9 protein-coding genes are annotated in these 16,064 nt (G+C 67.5%); 4 read left to right on the top strand and 5 right to left on the bottom strand.

Features of this window, described 5'->3' with window-relative positions; genetic code table 11:
* Positions 1 to 8: 8 nt before the first annotated feature.
* From Q5Z10_RS05540 to Q5Z10_RS05530, 3 genes are read right to left on the bottom strand one after another with little or no spacing between them, the layout of a single operon-like run.
* Complete coding sequence (locus Q5Z10_RS05540) at positions 9 to 1,724, bottom strand: alpha-amylase family glycosyl hydrolase (protein ID WP_303638262.1); 1,716 nt, start codon at positions 1,722 to 1,724, stop codon at positions 9 to 11.
* Positions 1,724 to 3,211, bottom strand: a complete 1,488-nt coding sequence (locus tag Q5Z10_RS05535; RefSeq protein WP_303638261.1) for an MFS transporter — start codon at positions 3,209 to 3,211, stop codon at positions 1,724 to 1,726. The genes Q5Z10_RS05540 and Q5Z10_RS05535 overlap by 1 nt, the downstream gene beginning before the upstream one ends.
* On the bottom strand, positions 3,208 to 5,400 hold the full coding sequence (locus Q5Z10_RS05530; protein ID WP_303638260.1) for a glucosidase family protein: 2,193 nt from the start codon (positions 5,398 to 5,400) through the stop codon (positions 3,208 to 3,210). Before Q5Z10_RS05530 ends, Q5Z10_RS05535 begins: the two co-directional genes overlap by 4 nt.
* Positions 5,401 to 5,636: 236 nt before the next feature.
* On the opposite strand from Q5Z10_RS05530, the gene Q5Z10_RS05525 reads away from it, so the two are divergent.
* Together Q5Z10_RS05525 and Q5Z10_RS05520 are read left to right on the top strand one after the other, a co-directional pair.
* On the top strand, positions 5,637 to 7,694 hold the full coding sequence (locus Q5Z10_RS05525) for a glycoside hydrolase family 97 protein (RefSeq protein WP_303638259.1): 2,058 nt from the start codon (positions 5,637 to 5,639) through the stop codon (positions 7,692 to 7,694).
* A 224-nt stretch (positions 7,695 to 7,918) separates the two neighbouring features.
* Positions 7,919 to 10,678, top strand: coding sequence for a TonB-dependent receptor (locus Q5Z10_RS05520; RefSeq protein ID WP_303638258.1), 2,760 nt, complete (start codon positions 7,919 to 7,921; stop codon positions 10,676 to 10,678).
* A gap of 251 nt (positions 10,679 to 10,929) precedes the next feature.
* Here Q5Z10_RS05520 and Q5Z10_RS05515 read toward each other — a convergent pair whose 3' ends face one another.
* Complete coding sequence (locus Q5Z10_RS05515) at positions 10,930 to 12,543, bottom strand: alpha-glucosidase family protein (RefSeq protein ID WP_303638257.1); 1,614 nt, start codon at positions 12,541 to 12,543, stop codon at positions 10,930 to 10,932.
* 202 nt (positions 12,544 to 12,745) lie between these two features.
* Between Q5Z10_RS05515 and Q5Z10_RS05510 the strand changes: the two genes are divergently transcribed.
* A complete protein-coding gene (locus tag Q5Z10_RS05510; protein ID WP_303638256.1) occupies positions 12,746 to 13,744 on the top strand; it encodes a polyprenyl synthetase family protein in 999 nt (332 codons plus the stop codon).
* A 76-nt stretch (positions 13,745 to 13,820) separates the two neighbouring features.
* Here the strand turns inward: Q5Z10_RS05510 and Q5Z10_RS05505 are convergent, their stop codons facing one another.
* Positions 13,821 to 14,612 carry a dienelactone hydrolase family protein gene (locus Q5Z10_RS05505; RefSeq protein ID WP_303638255.1) on the bottom strand — a complete coding sequence of 264 codons (792 nt, stop codon included), beginning with the start codon at positions 14,610 to 14,612 and terminating at the stop codon, positions 13,821 to 13,823.
* A 147-nt stretch (positions 14,613 to 14,759) separates the two neighbouring features.
* Here Q5Z10_RS05505 and Q5Z10_RS05500 point away from each other — a divergent pair, with 147 nt between their 5' ends.
* Positions 14,760 to 15,995, top strand: a complete 1,236-nt coding sequence (locus Q5Z10_RS05500; RefSeq protein ID WP_303638254.1) for a hypothetical protein — start codon at positions 14,760 to 14,762, stop codon at positions 15,993 to 15,995.
* Positions 15,996 to 16,064 lie beyond the last annotated feature (69 nt).

The following is a 16,064-nucleotide window of genomic DNA, read 5'->3' as shown; positions in this document are numbered from 1 at the left end:
CGACGGTGTCAGCGCCCCAGACGCTGGTCGCGGGCCTGCTGGTCGGCCATCGCCTTGTCCAGCTCGGCCTGCAGCGCCGGCTGTGTCACCACCGCATCGAGCACGTAGACCTTGACGCCGTGCGCAGGCACCTCGGCCTTCAGTGCCCGCGTCACCGTCACGTCACCGCCGTCCAGTGCATCGCGCCAGCGGCCGGCCTGCAGGTAGCGGTCCACGTGGAAGGTCTTGGCACGATCGCCCTTGTTCAGCAGCACCAGCGCGGTCTGCGCCACATCGGCATGCTGCAGCACGCGCAGGAACACCGCCTCATCGCCCTGCAGGCGCTCGTTCACCTGCAGGCCGCGCTGCAGCGCCGGGGTGGCCTGACGCAAGCGGGCGATGCGCTGCAGTGGCGCGAAGATCGGGCTCTGCGGGGCGGCATCCACGCGTGGCTGGCCGAAATAGGCGCGGTTGCCGGCGTGCTCGGCGCGACCACGCATGAAGCCGGTTTCCGAGCCGTAGTAGAGCACCGGGATGCCGCGTGCGGTGAACAGCCAGTTGTGCGCATCGATGAAGCCGTTGTCGCTGGCCTGCAGGCGCGGCATGTCGTGGTTGTCGTAGAAGCTCATCAGCTCGTACGGGTTGGCATACGGGCCAGCGCTCAGGTGCAGCGGTTCGGCCAGGGTTTCAAAGCCCTTGCCGGTGGTGCCGAAGGTCTGCTCCATCGCGCCGCGCAGCGGGAAATCCAGCACACTGACGTTGGCATTGGCCGGCCAGGTGTGCTCGGCAATGCTGGCCGCGTTGTAGTCGAATGCTTCGCCGAACATGAACATGCCTGGGTGCTGCGCCCGGATACGGCTGACGAATTCATGCCACCACGGGTGCGGCAGCCAGCCGATGGTGTCGATGCGCAGCGCATCCACGCCCTGCGCGGTCCATTGCAGGTAGGCCCCGACCAGATACTCCATCACCGCCGGGTTGTCCTGGTTGAAATCCCCCAGCTCGGCCAGGTTGCCGTCGAAGATCGAACCGTCCTTGCTGTCGACCGGGCCGATGTTGTTGTAGAAGGCGTGCAGCGGGTTGTGCTGCGGGTCCAGCTTCTGCGGCGGCAGGTTCTGGTGGTCGGCAATCAGCTTCCCATCCTTGTCGAAGATCTGGCCGAACTGCGGCTGCCGCTTGGGCATGGTCCAGGCCGGCGAACCATGATTGCCGACGATATCCAGCACCACCTTCAGGCCGGCATCGTGCAGGCCCTTGTTGAGGCCGGCGAAGTCCAGATCCTTGCTGGGCAGATGCTCGTCGAGCTTGTAGAAGTTGATGCCCCAGTACCCGTGGTAGCCGGTCTTGCCGCGGTCGGTCAGCGTGCTGGTGCAGCTGATCGCCTTGCTGCCGGTGAAGGCCTCATCGGGGTTGTCGACGATGGGGGTGATCCACACCGCGCCGAAGCCCAGGTTGCGGATGTACTGCGCGTTGTCCAGCACGCCGCGGAAATCACCGCCGAGGTAACCGATGTTGCCATCCACCTTGTCCGGGCATGGCACCGGAATATCGAAGGTACGGTGCTCCCCGCCCTGGTCGCGATGATCGTTGGACGGGTCACCGTTGACGAAGCGGTCGGTGACCACGAAGTACACCGCATCGCTGGCGAACGGCTCGGTGGTGCCGACGTAGTCCGGGCGCGGCGCGGCCACGGCCTGGCCGGCGAACAGGGCAAGGGAAACCGCAACAGGCAACGCACCACGCATCACACCACCTCCGGACGGGACGGAACCCGCAGCACGCACAGGCCGGCCAGCAGCAGGCTGCAGCCCCCCAGCACCAGTACGTGCATCGGCTGGCCACCCAGCCACGCACGCAGGGCAAAGCCCAGCGCGCTGGCCGCGACCAGCTGCGGGATCACGATGAAGAAATTGAAGATGCCCATGTACACGCCCATCTTCGCCGCCGGCACACTGTCCGACAGCAGCGCATAGGGCAGCGACAGGATCGAGGCCCAGGCGAAGCCGACGCCGACCATCGACAGCAGCAGCCACTGCGGATCGTCGATGAACATCATCGAGATCAGTCCGGCGCCGCCCAGCCACAGGTTGAGCAGGTGGCTCCAGCGCAGGCCGATCGCCCGCACCATCGGCGCAATCAGCAGCGCCGCCAGTGCGGCGAACCCGTTGTAGGCGCCGAACAGCACGCCCACCCAGTTGGCGCCTTCGTTGTAGGCGACGGACTCGACATCAGTTGAGCCGAAATGCACGCCTGCCACCGCACGCGTGGTGAAGATCCACATCGCGAACAGCGCGAACCACGAGAAGAACTGCACCCACGCCAGCCGGCGCATGGTGACCGGCATCGCGCGCAGGTCGCCGACGATGGTCGACAGCATATGCGTGCCCGGCAGTACCCGCGTGGCCGCAAGCAGTGCGCCGTAGCCCGCGCACAGGCCGGCCAGCACGTACAGCATCCTGTCGCCCTGCCGCCACGCGATCAGCACCGCCAGCAGCACGCCCAGCCCCAGCCACAGCACCACCTGCGCCCACGGCGCAGGGCCGCTGACCACGGCATTGCCATGATGCGCCGGCGGCTCGGCATCATCGAACCCGGCCAGTTCGTCCGGCGAGTACTCGCGGGTGCTGAGCACCGTCCAGGTGATCGCCGCCAGCAGCACCACCGCGCCAAAGTAGAACGCATAGCGCACGGTATCCGGCACTTCGCCTGCTGCGGCGGTGTTGGCCACGCCGAAGTGGGCGAGGATGAACGGAAGGAAGCTGGCGACAATGGCGCCGATGCCGATGAAGAAGCTCTGCATCGCATAGCCGGCCGGGCGCTGGCGGGGCGCCAGCTGGTCGCCGACGAAGGCACGGAACGGCTCCATCGATACGTTGATCGACGCGTCCAGCACCCACAGGGTCCCTGCCGCGATCCACAATGTCGGCGAGTTCGGCATCACCAGCAGCGCCAGCGTGGTCAGCACCGCGCCGATCATGAAGAACGGCCGGCGCCGGCCCCAGCGCGTCCAGGTGCGGTCGGACAGGTAGCCGATCACCGGCTGCACCAGCAGCCCGGTCAACGGCGCGGCGATCCACAGGCCCGGCACGGCCTCCATGTCCGCGCCCAGCGTTTCGAAGATGCGGCTGGCGTTGGCGTTCTGCAGGGCGAAGCCGAACTGGATGCCGAGGAAGCCGAAACACATGTTCCAGATCTGCCAGAACGACAGCTGCGGTTTTGCCGGACGGCTCATCGCGCGCCCTCGCCTGCCGCCACCGGCGCCACCGTCAGCGCCTGTACCGTGGCCTGGTTGAGCACGCCCTCGCGCCCGCCCTTGCCGCCGGTATAGTGCGCGAAGTGCTGCAACGCGCTCATGTTGAAGCCCTCTTCCAGTACCACCGTGCAGCGTCCCTTCGGCACCGCGAACACGGCCGCCGTGGAGTCCTGCACCGCCACGCTGTGCGGCAGTGCCACCGTCAGCCGTTGCGGCGGTTGTCCCTTGCACTGCACCGCCAGCTGTTTCACCGCCGCGGTCACACCCGTGTTGATCGGCCCGTTGCCGTTGCTGTACTTCAGGCGCAGGCGCACATGGCCGGCCCGTGCTGCAGTGAACTGCCAGCGCTGTGCGCCGCGCAGCACCTGCTGCGGGCCGACACAGAGCGTCGGGCTGTGCAGCGATTCCAGCACTCCCTCGCGCCGGGTCAGGCTCAGGCAGTGCTGCAGGCCGTCGTCGCCGATGCGCACCACCCCCGCGCGGGCGGCCACTGCGGTGCCGTCCTGCCACAGCACCTGCCCGGCGGCCACCGGCACGGTCCAGCCCCTGCCGCTGCGCGTGGCCCGTGGCGCAGCCGGGGTGGCCGGCGCACGGGTGCTGGCATCGGCGTGCGGCACGTCGGTGCCCGCCGCCATCGGCGCGGCAACCAGCTGCACGGTGGTCACCCTGCCACGTGTCTTTGTCTTGCCGGCCACCAGCAGTCCAGCGCCAACCTGCTTCGGGCGCTCCAGCACATAGCGGTGGCGACCGGTATCGAGGGTGATCCGGCGCTGCGCGCCGAACAGTTCGGGTACCAGTCCGGCCGGCAGCTTGGGCTGCACGCGGCCATCATCCTGCACACCGAACACGCCTTCGGTGACCATCGCCAGATAGCCGGCCACCGACCACAGCTGGCGCTCGGAATTGACCACCGGGCCACTCAGTGCACCTTCGTCCACGTGCACCGCCTGGCTGGCCAGTTCGTAATTCTCCATGTTCGATCCGGCCAGCGCCGCGCCCCGCATCAGCGAGCGGATCTCGGCGGCGATCCGCGGCGCGTCGTCCAGCGCGCGCGCGGCACGCAGCGAGTACGCACTGACGAACGGCCAGATCGCTCGGTTGTGGTAGATCGGCTGCTGCGCTTCCTGCGGCCACACCACCGGGCTGCCGGCCGGCCCCATCGGGTAGCTGGCCAGCGCGCGCCGGGCGCGCTCGGCGGGCAGCACGTCGGCCAGGATGCCCAGCGACAGGCCGAGCAGATCGACCTTGGCGTAGGGCACCGGATGCGCCGCTTCGCCGATGTAACTCATGTACTGGCCCATGTCCTCGCGCCAGAAACGCGCGTCGATCTGCACCGCCAGCGCGTCGGCCCATTCGCGGTACTGCACGCTGCGCGCGTCGCCCAGCTGCGCGGCCATCCGCTGCGCCAGGCGCAGCGCCTGGTAATGCAGCACATTGGTGGACAGCGCGTAGGAATCCCCGAGGAAGCGGACGTTGTCGCGGGTCCAGTCCGGGTAGGTCTGCTCGCGCCAGTCCAGGAACGAGGTCTCGCCGCGGTACAGCCCCATCTGCGGGTCGAACACCATCGCCCGGTCCTGCGCCAGGGTGCCCTGCAGTGCCTGCCAGACCTGGTCGGCGAAGGCCGGATCATCCAGCAGATGGCGGGCAGCCAGGAACCACACCACGCGATCGCTGCTGATCGGCCAACTGCCGCCGGAACCGGTGTCCTGGGCCACGAACAGCCCGGACGTATGCCCGTCGCGCGGCGCCGACAGTTTGAACTGCAGCGATTGCCGCGTGCGCACCGGATCCAGCCGGGCCAGCGCCAGGTCGGCGGCGAAGCTGACATCGCGCGTCCATACGTAGGGCCAGCGCGCGCCGGTCTGGAAGCACGCGCACGGCACCGGGCGGCCTTCATCGAACGCCGGATCACGGATGGCCTCCACCCGGTCCTGGTCCATTTCCTGCTGGGCCAGCGCGAACAGCGCATCGAATAGCACGCTGCCGGTCTGGCTGCGCATGGGCGCGGCGGCGATGCGTACCTCACGGTCCGGCGCATGCAGGACGAAGCCGCCATTGGCAACGGATTCGGCGCGCGCCTGGCGGCCGTCGAATGTCAGGTCGGCCGCATGCGCGGTCGACCCCAGCGCTGCCCCCAGGGCAGCGGTCAGGCAAATGATCTTCAGCATCGAAGCGGCAGACCGGCTTGCGCCCGTCGACCTCCCTCCCTCTCTGCACCGTTGTGGGTCCGCGCGGCCATGGCCGGTGCGCGGGCGCGGCACCTCCCTCAAGGCGCCTTGGCTCCATGGTAGACGCGGGGCTGTGGCGTGCGTCCAGCTGCATACGTATTCATCGCCGGACGCGCCGGTCGGGCTGCCGCGCTGGCTTATGGTCCGGGTCTGCCAACGGCGCCTTGGGAGGGGAAATGCCGATGTCACCCACTGCTCTACGCGTGCTGCTCGCGCCCCTGGCCGGCATGGCCCTGTACGCGCTGGCCGCGCTGGCACAGGCCGCAGCGCCCGAAATTGCCAGCATCGAATCACCCGACAAGGTGCTCAAGGTCAGCCTGGTGCTGCGGGACGGCAGCGCGCACTACCGCGTCGAGCGCCTGGGCCAGACCGTGGTGGAGGATTCCCGGCTCGGGTTCGTGCTGCGCGATGGCCGCCTGGATCGCGACTTCGCCCTGCTCGGGCAGGCCCGCCGCAGTGTCGACGACCGCTGGGAGCAGCCCTGGGGCGAACGCCGGGTCACCCGCAACCGGTTCAACGAGCTGAGCGTGCAGCTGGCCGAGACCACCGGCAGCCGGCGCCGGCTGGACGTGGTGTTCCGCGTGTACGACGACGGGCTCGGCTTCCGCTACGTGTTCCCCGAACAGCCGAACCTGCGCGAGGCGATCATCGATGACGAGCTGACCGAGTTCGTCATCGCACCGGACGCCACCGCCTGGTGGATCCCCGCCGGCGAACCGATCCACTACGAGTACCTGTACCAGCGCACGCCGTTGCGCGAGGTCCCGCTGGTGCACACGCCGATGACCCTGCGCAGCCGCGATGGCCTGCACCTGGCCATCCATGAAGCCGCGCTGGTCGACTATGCCGGCATGTGGCTGCGCCGCACCGAAGGCCAGCGCCTGCGCGCGCAGCTCTCGCCCTCGGCCGAAGGCTGGAAGGTCCGCCGTACCCTGCCCTTCGCGACCCCGTGGCGCACGCTGCAGATCGCTGACCGCGCCGGCGGCCTGGTCGAGTCCGACCTGATCCTCAACCTCAACGAGCCCAATGCACTGGGCGATGTGAGCTGGGTGAAACCGGCCAAGTACCTGGGCGTGTGGTGGTCGATGCATCTGGACAACGAGAGCTGGGCGACCGGGCCGAAGCATGCGGCCACTACCGCGAAGACGAAGAAGGTGATCGACTTCGCCGCCGCGCACGGCTTCCGCGGCGTGCTGGTGGAAGGCTGGAACCCGGGCTGGGACGGCAACTGGGTCGGCAACGGCTACGACTTCGATTTCACCCGCGCCACGCCCGATTTCGACATCGAGGCGCTGTCGGCCTACGGCCTGAAGCAGGGCGTGCACCTGATCGGCCACCACGAAACCGGCTGCGCCATCGAGCACTACGAAGACCAGCTCGGCGCCGCACTGGACCTGTACGCGCGGCTGGGCGTGGACCAGTTCAAGACCGGCTACGTCTGCGATGACGGCCAGGTGGACCGCCGCAATCCGGCCGGCGGACCGCTCTGGCGCGAGTGGCACGACGGCCAGTTCATGGCGCGCCACCACCTGAAGGTGGTGCAGGAAGCCGCCGCCCGCCACCTCTCGGTGAACGCACATGAACCGATCAAGGACACCGGCCTGCGCCGCACCTATCCGAACTGGATCGCGCGCGAGGGTGCGCGCGGCATGGAGTACAACGCCTGGGGCCAGCCACCGAATCCGCCCGAACACGAGGTCAACCTGGTGTTCACCCGCATGCTGGCCGGGCCGATGGACTACACCCCCGGGATCCTCAGCCTGAAAGGTCGCCACGGCCAGCCCATTCCCAGCACCCTGGCCCGCCAGCTGGCGCTGTACGTGGTGCTGTACAGCCCGATCCAGATGGCCGCTGATCTGCCTGAGCATTACCTGCAGCACCGCGAGGCGTTCCGCTTCATCGAGGATGTGGCGGTGGACTGGGAACAGAGCCGCGTGCTGGACGGTGAAGTGGGCGACTACGTGACCCTCGTGCGCCGCGACCGCAACAGCCGCGACTGGTTCCTCGGCAGCATCACCGACGAGAACGGCCGCGTGCTGCCGGTATCACTGGGCTTCCTGGAGCCGGGCGTGCGCTATCGCGCCGAGATCTACCGCGACGGCGAAGCTGCTGATTTCCGCAGCAACCCGTTCGCGTTCAGGCGCGAAACCCGCGAAGTGGACAGCACCGACCGGCTGACGCTGGTGCTGGCTCCGGGCGGTGGCCAGGCCATCCGCTTCACGCCGTTGAAGTGATGAACACCTCGCGTGACGTTCGCCGGGCATGGCCCGGCGCTACCGAAACGGGGATCTGAAAGCGATTACACCCCTGCATGCGCCATTGAATACGTATGCAGGGTGATTCCCGCGGAGAACGCGCTGCCTACCATAGCGGCGACGACAGCGGCCACCGCGTCGCACGTCCCGGACCGCATCGGGACGACCACGAATCGCACTACAACATTGCCTGGGAGGGGAAAATGTTGAACCACAAGCGCAGCGCGCTGAGCATCGCGTTGGCCGTCGTGCTGACGCCGTCGCTGGCAGCCGCACAATCCACGCCGTCCACCGACACCCCGCCGTCCGCCACCACCGCCACCAACCTGGATACGGTGCAGGTCACCGGCATCCGTCGCGGCATCGAGAACGCGATCGCGGTCAAGCAGGACGCCACCTCGGTGGTGGAAGCCATCTCGGCCGAAGACATCGGCAAGCTGCCCGACGTCAGCATCGCCGAATCGATCTCGCGCCTGCCCGGCCTGGCCGCGCAGCGCGTGGCCGGCCGCGCCCAGGTGATCAGCGTGCGCGGTCTGTCGCCGGACTTCGCCACCACCCTGCTCAACGGCCGTGAAGTGGTCAGCACCGGTGACAACCGTGGCGTCGAATTCGACCAGTACCCGTCCGAGCTGGTCAACGGCGTGACCGTGTACAAGACCCCGGACGCGGCACTGGTCGGCCAGGGCCTGTCGGGCACCATCGACATGCAGACCGCGCGTCCGCTGAGCTTCCCCGACCGCGTGATCGCCGTCAGTGGCCGCCTGCAGAAGAGCTCGCTGGGCGATGCCGCCAATGTCGATGAGTTCGGCAACCGCTTCAGCGCCAGCTACATCGACCAGTTCCTCGACAAGACCCTGGGCATCGCGATCGGCTACGCGCACAGCGACAACCCGATCCACGAGAACCAGGTGGGCCTGTACGAGCCGTGGACCACCGAGCACACCGACGCCGGCAACCGTCCGGGCGTGGCCGCCGGCACCTACTTCTCCGACGGCATCAAGGCGCTGCGCCGTACCGGCAACAACAAGCGCGACGGCGTCATGGCGACGATCCAGTTCCGGCCGAACAACAGCTGGACCAGCACCTTCGATGCGTTCCACACCGAAGCCGAGCAGATCGACACCGCCAACCAGTTCGAGCTGAATCTCAGCAACTACAACGGCAACTACACCCCGGGCCTGCTGGTCAGCAACCCGCAGGTCAACGGCAACCACTCCTTCACCGGCGGCACCGCCAGCGGCGTGTATCCGCTGGTGCGCGGCATGTACAACAAGCGCAAGGACAAGATCGATGCGTTTGGCTGGAACAACGAGTTCACCTTCGGCAGCGTCAAGCTGGTCGCCGACCTGAACTACTCCAAGGCCACCCGCGATGAGCTGAACCTGGAGAACAACCTGCAGCTGACGCCGATGCCGCAGCTGGATACGGTGGGCGTGGTGGTGCGCCAGAACGGGTTCTCGCAGATCAGCCCGGGCCTGGATTATTCCAACCCCGATGCGCTGTTCCTGACCAATACCATCTACGGCTCCGGCTACGGCAAGGTGCCCACCGTGGAAGACCGCCTGAAGGGGGGCAAGCTGGCGGCGACCATCGCCCTGCCCGAGGCGATGGCCTCGTGGGCGCCGGACCTGGATATCGGCGTGAACTACGCCGATCGCCGCAAGGTCAAGACCCAGTCCGAGGGCAACATCCTGCTCGGTGCACAGGGCGATGCCAACATCGCCGCGGACCTGCAGTACGACCCGGTCAACCTCGGCTTCGCCGGCCTCGGCACCATCCCCGCCTGGAACGTGCCGGCAGCGGTGGCGCGCTACATGACCTTCAATCCGGTCGACAACCTGGACTACCTGATTCCCAAGTCGTGGACGGTGCAGGAAAAGATCACCACCGCCTGGGCACGGCTGAACATCAACGCCGACATCGGCGAGGTTGGCGTGCGCGGCAACATCGGCGTGCAGATGCAGCACACCGACCAGAGCTCGGATTCCCGCTACTGGGACAGCTCGCAGCCCGCCGGCAGCAACATCCAGCCGTACTCGAACGGGCGCACCTACAACGACTGGCTGCCCAGCTTGAACCTGGCCTTCATGTTCCCGCACCAGCAGACGCTGCGCTTCGCCGCCGCCAAGCAGGTCGCGCGCCCGCGCGTCGACCAGATGCGTGCCGGCCTGGAATTCGGCGTGGACACCGGCACCGGCCGCCCCGGCGGCAGCGGCGGCAACCCGCTGCTGGATCCGTGGCGCGCCACCGCGCTGGACCTGTCCTACGAGAAGTACTTCGGCGAAAAGGCCTATGTGGCCGCCGCGGTCTTCTACAAGGACCTGAAGAGCTACGTCTACACGCAGTCGGTGGACAACTACGACTTCACCGCGTTGCTGGGCAGCTATGTGCCGCCGCCGGGCATGACCACCCCGGTGCTGACCACCGGCACCTTCTCCACTCCGGAGAACGGCAAGGGCGGCACCCTGAAGGGCCTGGAGCTGACCGCGTCGTTCCCGCTGGAGATGGTGACCGACAGCCTGCGTGGTTTCGGCGTGCAGGCCAGTGCCACCTTCAACAAGAGCGACATCAAGATCCTCGACCCGGAAAGCGCCTCCAGCGTCGGCAATGATCCGATCAGCCTGCCGGGCCTGTCCGAGCGCGTGTACAACTTCACCGCCTACTTCGAGCGCAATGGCTTCGAGGCACGGGTGAGCCAGCGCCGCCGGTCGGACTTCATCGGTGAGATCGGCAACTTCAACGGCAATCGCAGCCTGCGCTACGTGGTGGGTGAGAACGTGACCGATGCGCAGATCAGCTACACCTTCAGCGACAGCAGCAGCCTGCGCGGGCTGACCCTGCTGCTGCAGGGAAGCAACCTGACCAACGAGCCGTACCGCACCTACGCCGGCACCAAGGATCGTCCGCTGGAGTACATCGAGTGGGGCCGCACCTACGTGCTGGGTGTGAACTACACGTTCTGACCAGCGGCGACCGCCGGTAGCGCCGGGCCATGCCCGGCGGTCGATGGGTAGCGCCGGGCCATGCCCGGCGACGCAACACGGGGAGCAGGACCACAAACCCGCTGCGCAGGCAGCGGGTTTTCTTCTGCGCGCGTGCCGCGCCAGCCCCCATCCCCGCCACGCGTGGATGCCGTCTGCCCGACCGTCGCCCACAAAAAAGGGACGGGGCGCTTCGGCCCCGTCCCCGCAAGTACCGCCACCGGAGAAATCGGTCAGCTGCGTCGTGCGCAATACACCGCACGCGGCGGCAGCCGCAGTTCATTGCCCTGCACCGTGCCCGCATCCGGACCCGGTACGGCCACCTGCTGCCAGTCGCCGGCCGGCAGCGGATGGCTCACGGCCTCGGCCGACAGGTTGAAGGCCAGCAGGAGGGTTTCATCTGCAAGCATACGCTCGAACAGCAGCACGGGCTCGGCACTGTCCAGGAAGCGGATGTCACCGTGCAGCAGGGCCGGCTGGGTGCGCCGCCAGGCCAGGAAGCTGCGGAAGGCCGACAGCACCGAGTGCGGGTCCTGCGCCTGCACCGCCACGGCCGCAGCCTGGTGCTCGGCCGGGATCGGCAGCCACGGCGTGCCGGTGGTGAAGCCGGCCAGCGGCGCATCGGTCCACGGCAGCGGCGTACGGCAGCCGTCACGGCCCTTGAAATTCGGCCAGAAGGTGATGCCGTACGGGTCCTGCAGGGCCTCGAACGGCACATCGGCCTCGGCCAGGCCCAGCTCTTCCCCCTGGTACAGGCAGACCGAGCCGCGCAGCGAGCACAGCATCGCCACCAGCATCCGCGCCAGACGGGGATCGGCCGGATGCCCGCCCCAGCGGCTGACCGCCCGCTCCACATCATGGTTGGACACCGCCCAGCACGGCCAGCCCTGGGTCATCGCGGCCTCCAGGCGTGACACCGTGTCGCGGATGTAGGCGACGCTGTAGTCGTTCACCAGCAGCTCGAAGCTGTAGCCCATGTGCAGGCGGCCGTCCTGGGTGTACTCGGCGGTGGTCGCCAGCGAGTCTTCCGAGGAGATCTCGCCCAGGCTCACCGCGCCCGGGTAATCGTCCAGCAGCGCGCGCAGCCGTTCCAGGAACGGCAGGTTCTCCGGCTGGGTGTTGTTGTAGTAGTGGTACTGGTAGGCGTACGGGTTGTCCGCACTGAAGCCGCGGCCGACGCGCCTGTCGGCCGGCTTGGCCGGGTTGTCGCGCAGCTGTGCATCGTGGAAGCAGAAGTTGATCGCATCCAGGCGGAAGCCATCCACGCCGCGGTCCAGCCAGAAGCGGACGTTGTCCAGGGTGGCCTGCTGCACCTCCGGATGGTGGAAGTTGAGGTCCGGCTGATCCACCAGGAAGTTGTGCAGGTAGTACTGCTCGCGGCGCGGCTCCCACTGCCAGGCACCACCGCCGAACAGCGACAGCCAGTTGTTGGGTGGCGTGCCGTCCTCGCGCGGGTCGGCCCAGACGTACCAGTCCGCCTTCGGGTTGCTGCGGTCCTGGCGGCTTTCGCGGAACCAGGCATGCTCGATCGAGGTATGGCTGAGCACCTGGTCGATCATCACCTTCAGGCCCAGCGCATGCGCCCTGGCCAGCAGGCGGTCGAAGTCGTCCAGGCTGCCAAACAGCGGGTCGACATCGCGGTAGTCGGCGATGTCGTAGCCGAAGTCGGCCATCGGCGATCTGAAGAACGGCGAGATCCAGATCGCATCCACCCCGAGCGCGGCGATATGGTCCAGGCGCTGGATGATGCCGGGCAGGTCGCCTACCCCGTCGCCGTTGGCGTCGAGGAAACTGCGCGGGTAGATCTGGTAGATGACGGCTCCGCGCCACCATGGATAGTGCGACATCGACAGCCCCCCTCCGGGCATGCGGGACCCGCCGGAGCGGGCCGAAAAGCAACTCCCGCAAGCTTAGCGGCGGCCCCCCGGCGATGGCGCTGCCTGCATACGTATTCACGCCCCGTGGCCGCCGCCGCCCGCCCGGCCACGCCATCCGCCCGAATTCACAGGCAGCGCCTATAATCAACGGCGAGCCTGAAAGCCTGATCGCATGACCATCACCGAAGACACCCGTCCCGCCCTGGGCCTGCCCCAGATCCAGTCGCTTGCCGCGGCCGACATGGCCGCCGTCGATGCCCTGATCCGGCGCCGGCTGTCGTCGGACGTCGTGCTGATCAACCAGATCGCCGACCACATCATCTCCGCCGGCGGCAAGCGCCTGCGCCCGATGCTGGTGATGCTGGCCGGCCATGCGGTCGGTTCGGCCGGCCCGGAACACCACCAGCTGGCGGCGATCATCGAATTCATCCACACCTCGACCCTGTTGCACGACGACGTGGTGGACGAATCCAGCCTGCGGCGCGGCCGCAGCACCGCCAACGCCCTGTGGGGCAACGCGCCCAGCGTGCTGGTCGGTGACTTCCTGTACTCGCGCAGCTTCCAGCTGATGGTCGAACTGGACCGGATGCCGGTGATGCGGATCCTGGCCGACACCACCAACCGCATCGCCGAAGGCGAAGTGCTGCAGCTGCTGCACGTGCACAACCCGGATACCGACGAAGCCGCCTACCTGCGCGTGATCGAGCGCAAGACCGCGGTGCTGTTCGCCGCCGGTACCCGCCTGGGCGCGCTGGCCAGCGGCGTGGACGACTCCACCCAGCAGGCCCTGTACGACTACGGCATGCACCTGGGGTATGCCTTCCAGATTGCCGACGACGTGCTGGACTATTCGGCCAACGCCGAAGAACTGGGCAAGAACCTGGGCGACGACCTGGCCGAAGGCAAGGCGACCCTGCCGCTGATCCACGCCATGGCGCACTCGGATGAGGCGACCCGCCAGCGCCTGCGCACGATCGTGCAGAACGGCGATGCGTCGGCGATGCCGGAGGTACTGGCGGCGATCCACGCCACCGGTGGCCTGGACTACAGCCGCCGCCGGGCCGAGGAATATGCCGAAGCCGCCGAGCGCGCGCTCGACGGCCTGGGCGACAACGATGCGGTGGCGGCCCTGCGTGGCCTGGCCCGTTACGCGGTGCAGCGCTCGCATTGATGGCGTCGCCGGGCATGGCCCGGCGCTACCGCACGCGATCGGGTAGCGCCGGGCCATGCCCGGCGAACACCGCGCCTCAACGTTTCTCGAAGCGCTCCTCGAAGAAGTCATCCAGCGCCTTCCACGCGCGCTTGGCCGCCCGCTCGTTGTACTGGCAGCCCGGCGGGCTGTTGGCATCGCGCTCGGCGAAGCAGTGCACCGCGCCGCTGTAGTTGGTGAACTCCCAATCGACCTTGGCCGTGTCCATTTCCTTCTGGAAGCTGCCGATGTCCGCGGCAGTCACGCTCCTGTCGTCGGCGCCGTTGAGCACCAGCACCGACGGATGGCTGCCACCGGCCTGTGCCGGCAGCGGCGAACCCAGGCCCCCGTGCAGGCTGACCACACCGGCCAATGGCGCACCGGCACGGGCCAGTTCCAGCACCGTGGTGCCGCCGAAGCAGAAACCCACCGCACCAATGCGGCTGGCATCCAGCGGCGCCTTGCCGGCCTGCGCCTTCAGCACGTTCACCGCCTCCAGCGCACGCGCGCGCAGCAGCGGCCGGTCGTTGCGCAGCCGGGTTGCCACCGGGCCGGCCTCGGCGTCGGTCTTCGGCCGCACGTCCTTGCCGTACACATCGGCCACCAGCACCACGTAATCATCGCCGGCCAGCTGCTTGGCCTTCTCGATCGCCGATGCGTTCACACCCTTCCAGTTCGGCACCATCACCAGGCCCGGACGCTTGTCCTTGTCGCCGTCGTCGTAGACCAGCACGCCGCTGAATGTCGTGCCCTGGTGGGTCCACTCCACCGGCTGGGTCTTCATCGCCGCCCAGGCCGGCATCGCCGCCAGCCCCAGGATCACCGCCACACCGCATCGCCAACGATTCATGTGCCTGCTCCACCAAGAGGGAATCCGGAGTGTACGGGGCCGGTGTGAAGCTGGAGCAGGCAGTGCAGCCCGCACTTCAGGACCAGGCATGAAGGCCGATAGCTAGTGTCCAGCCATGCCCCCTTCCCCAACAAGGATGTCCTCTTCGTGAAAACCCTGGGTTCCACCGCGCTTGCTTCGCTTGCTCTGCTGCTCCCCGCCGCCCAGCTGACCGCCAGCCCCCTGGACGAAACCTTCACCGCGTTCAGCCGCTGCGATGCCAGTTTCTTCTCCAGCCTGCACCAGCATGCAGGTGCATGGGCTGCGCACGCGTCGCTGGGCGGCACGGGCACGATCAACTGGATCGAGAGCAAGGACCGTTCCGATGCCGCCAATGAAGTCCAGCTCCGCGGTGAACCACGCATTGCCGGCCTGCCGGTCACCGCCTATTTCGACAACGCCTCGGACCTGGGCGTACTGGGTCGCTATGTGGCCTGGGGATTCACCTTCGATGCGCCTCTGGATGCAGTGGTCAAGCAGCTGTCGCCACTGATCGAACACGCCGACCGCCTGCAGGGCGATCGCGGAATGCACGTCCGCAGCGAAGTGCGCGCGGGTGATCAGTGGCTGCCCACCTCCAATCGTGGTGGCATCGCCGCCGGACGCATGCTTCTGGAACGCGTGCTGATGATGGAATCCAGCAACGGCAGGACCATGGTGGGATGCTCACTGCAGGGCGCGGTGGATGCAGACATCATGGCCCTGCTGCGTCCCGACGTACCGGCGGCCGATCGCCCGCAACCGCAGTCAGCCGGTCGCCGGCTGGAAGATGTCCCCGTTTCCAAGGTCGTTGTTGATGGCGTGGACAACCCGTTGCTGGCACCTCGTTTTGCATCACTGACCTACCGTTACCGGATCAAGGGAAAGCCCGCCTCGACCACGCCCACCACCATCACGATGGTGGCCGACAACGGGCTGTTGAAGATTACCGAGGACTACACCTCGTTCACCATGCGTCGGTTGTCAAAGGCCAATCTCTTCCAGCTGGCATCAATGCGCGACGCATCGATCACGCTGCAGACCCGATCGCTGAAGCAGGATCTTCCCGCCGCGTGGACACCCGGCAGCCGCTTCCGCGCTGAAACGACGATGGCGTTCTATCCGGAACGCGGCACTTCAAAGCCACTCAGCACCGAGTTGTCCTGCGTGATCGGGGAGCGCTTCCCGGCACGCGAGGTATCTGCTTCGCTTTCCGGCGATGCGATACGGCTGGAGTGCAAGGTGGATGGCGATCGCAGTGTCCGTGCCTTCATCGAGGATCTCGGCATCGCGATCACCTTGGAATCGCATGGCAAGTACGGCACATCGCTCTACGACATCACCGATGTCGAGGTGGTACGCTGAGAAGCCGTTCTGCACGGCCGGTTTCGACGCTCGAAGCCGGCTGTGCCTGCCCTGCTATTGGCGTCTTCC

Source organism: Stenotrophomonas sp. 704A1 (genome assembly GCF_030549525.1).
Classification (GTDB): Bacteria; Pseudomonadota; Gammaproteobacteria; order Xanthomonadales; family Xanthomonadaceae; genus Stenotrophomonas; species Stenotrophomonas tuberculopleuritidis.
This window is presented reverse-complemented; position numbering and strand designations above follow the sequence as displayed.

Excerpts from the sequence above, each read along its gene's own strand:
- Q5Z10_RS05540 (WP_303638262.1), bottom strand. The coding sequence starts at position 1,724 with ATGCGTGGTGCGTTGCCTGTTGCGGTTTCCCTTGCCCTGTTCGCCGGC.
- Q5Z10_RS05535 (WP_303638261.1), bottom strand. The coding sequence starts at position 3,211 with ATGAGCCGTCCGGCAAAACCGCAGCTGTCGTTCTGGCAGATCTGGAAC.
- Q5Z10_RS05530 (WP_303638260.1), bottom strand. The coding sequence starts at position 5,400 with ATGCTGAAGATCATTTGCCTGACCGCTGCCCTGGGGGCAGCGCTGGGG.
- Q5Z10_RS05525 (WP_303638259.1), top strand. The coding sequence starts at position 5,637 with ATGCCGATGTCACCCACTGCTCTACGCGTGCTGCTCGCGCCCCTGGCC.
- Q5Z10_RS05520 (WP_303638258.1), top strand. The coding sequence starts at position 7,919 with ATGTTGAACCACAAGCGCAGCGCGCTGAGCATCGCGTTGGCCGTCGTG.
- Q5Z10_RS05515 (WP_303638257.1), bottom strand. The coding sequence starts at position 12,543 with ATGTCGCACTATCCATGGTGGCGCGGAGCCGTCATCTACCAGATCTAC.
- Q5Z10_RS05510 (WP_303638256.1), top strand. The coding sequence starts at position 12,746 with ATGACCATCACCGAAGACACCCGTCCCGCCCTGGGCCTGCCCCAGATC.
- Q5Z10_RS05505 (WP_303638255.1), bottom strand. The coding sequence starts at position 14,612 with ATGAATCGTTGGCGATGCGGTGTGGCGGTGATCCTGGGGCTGGCGGCG.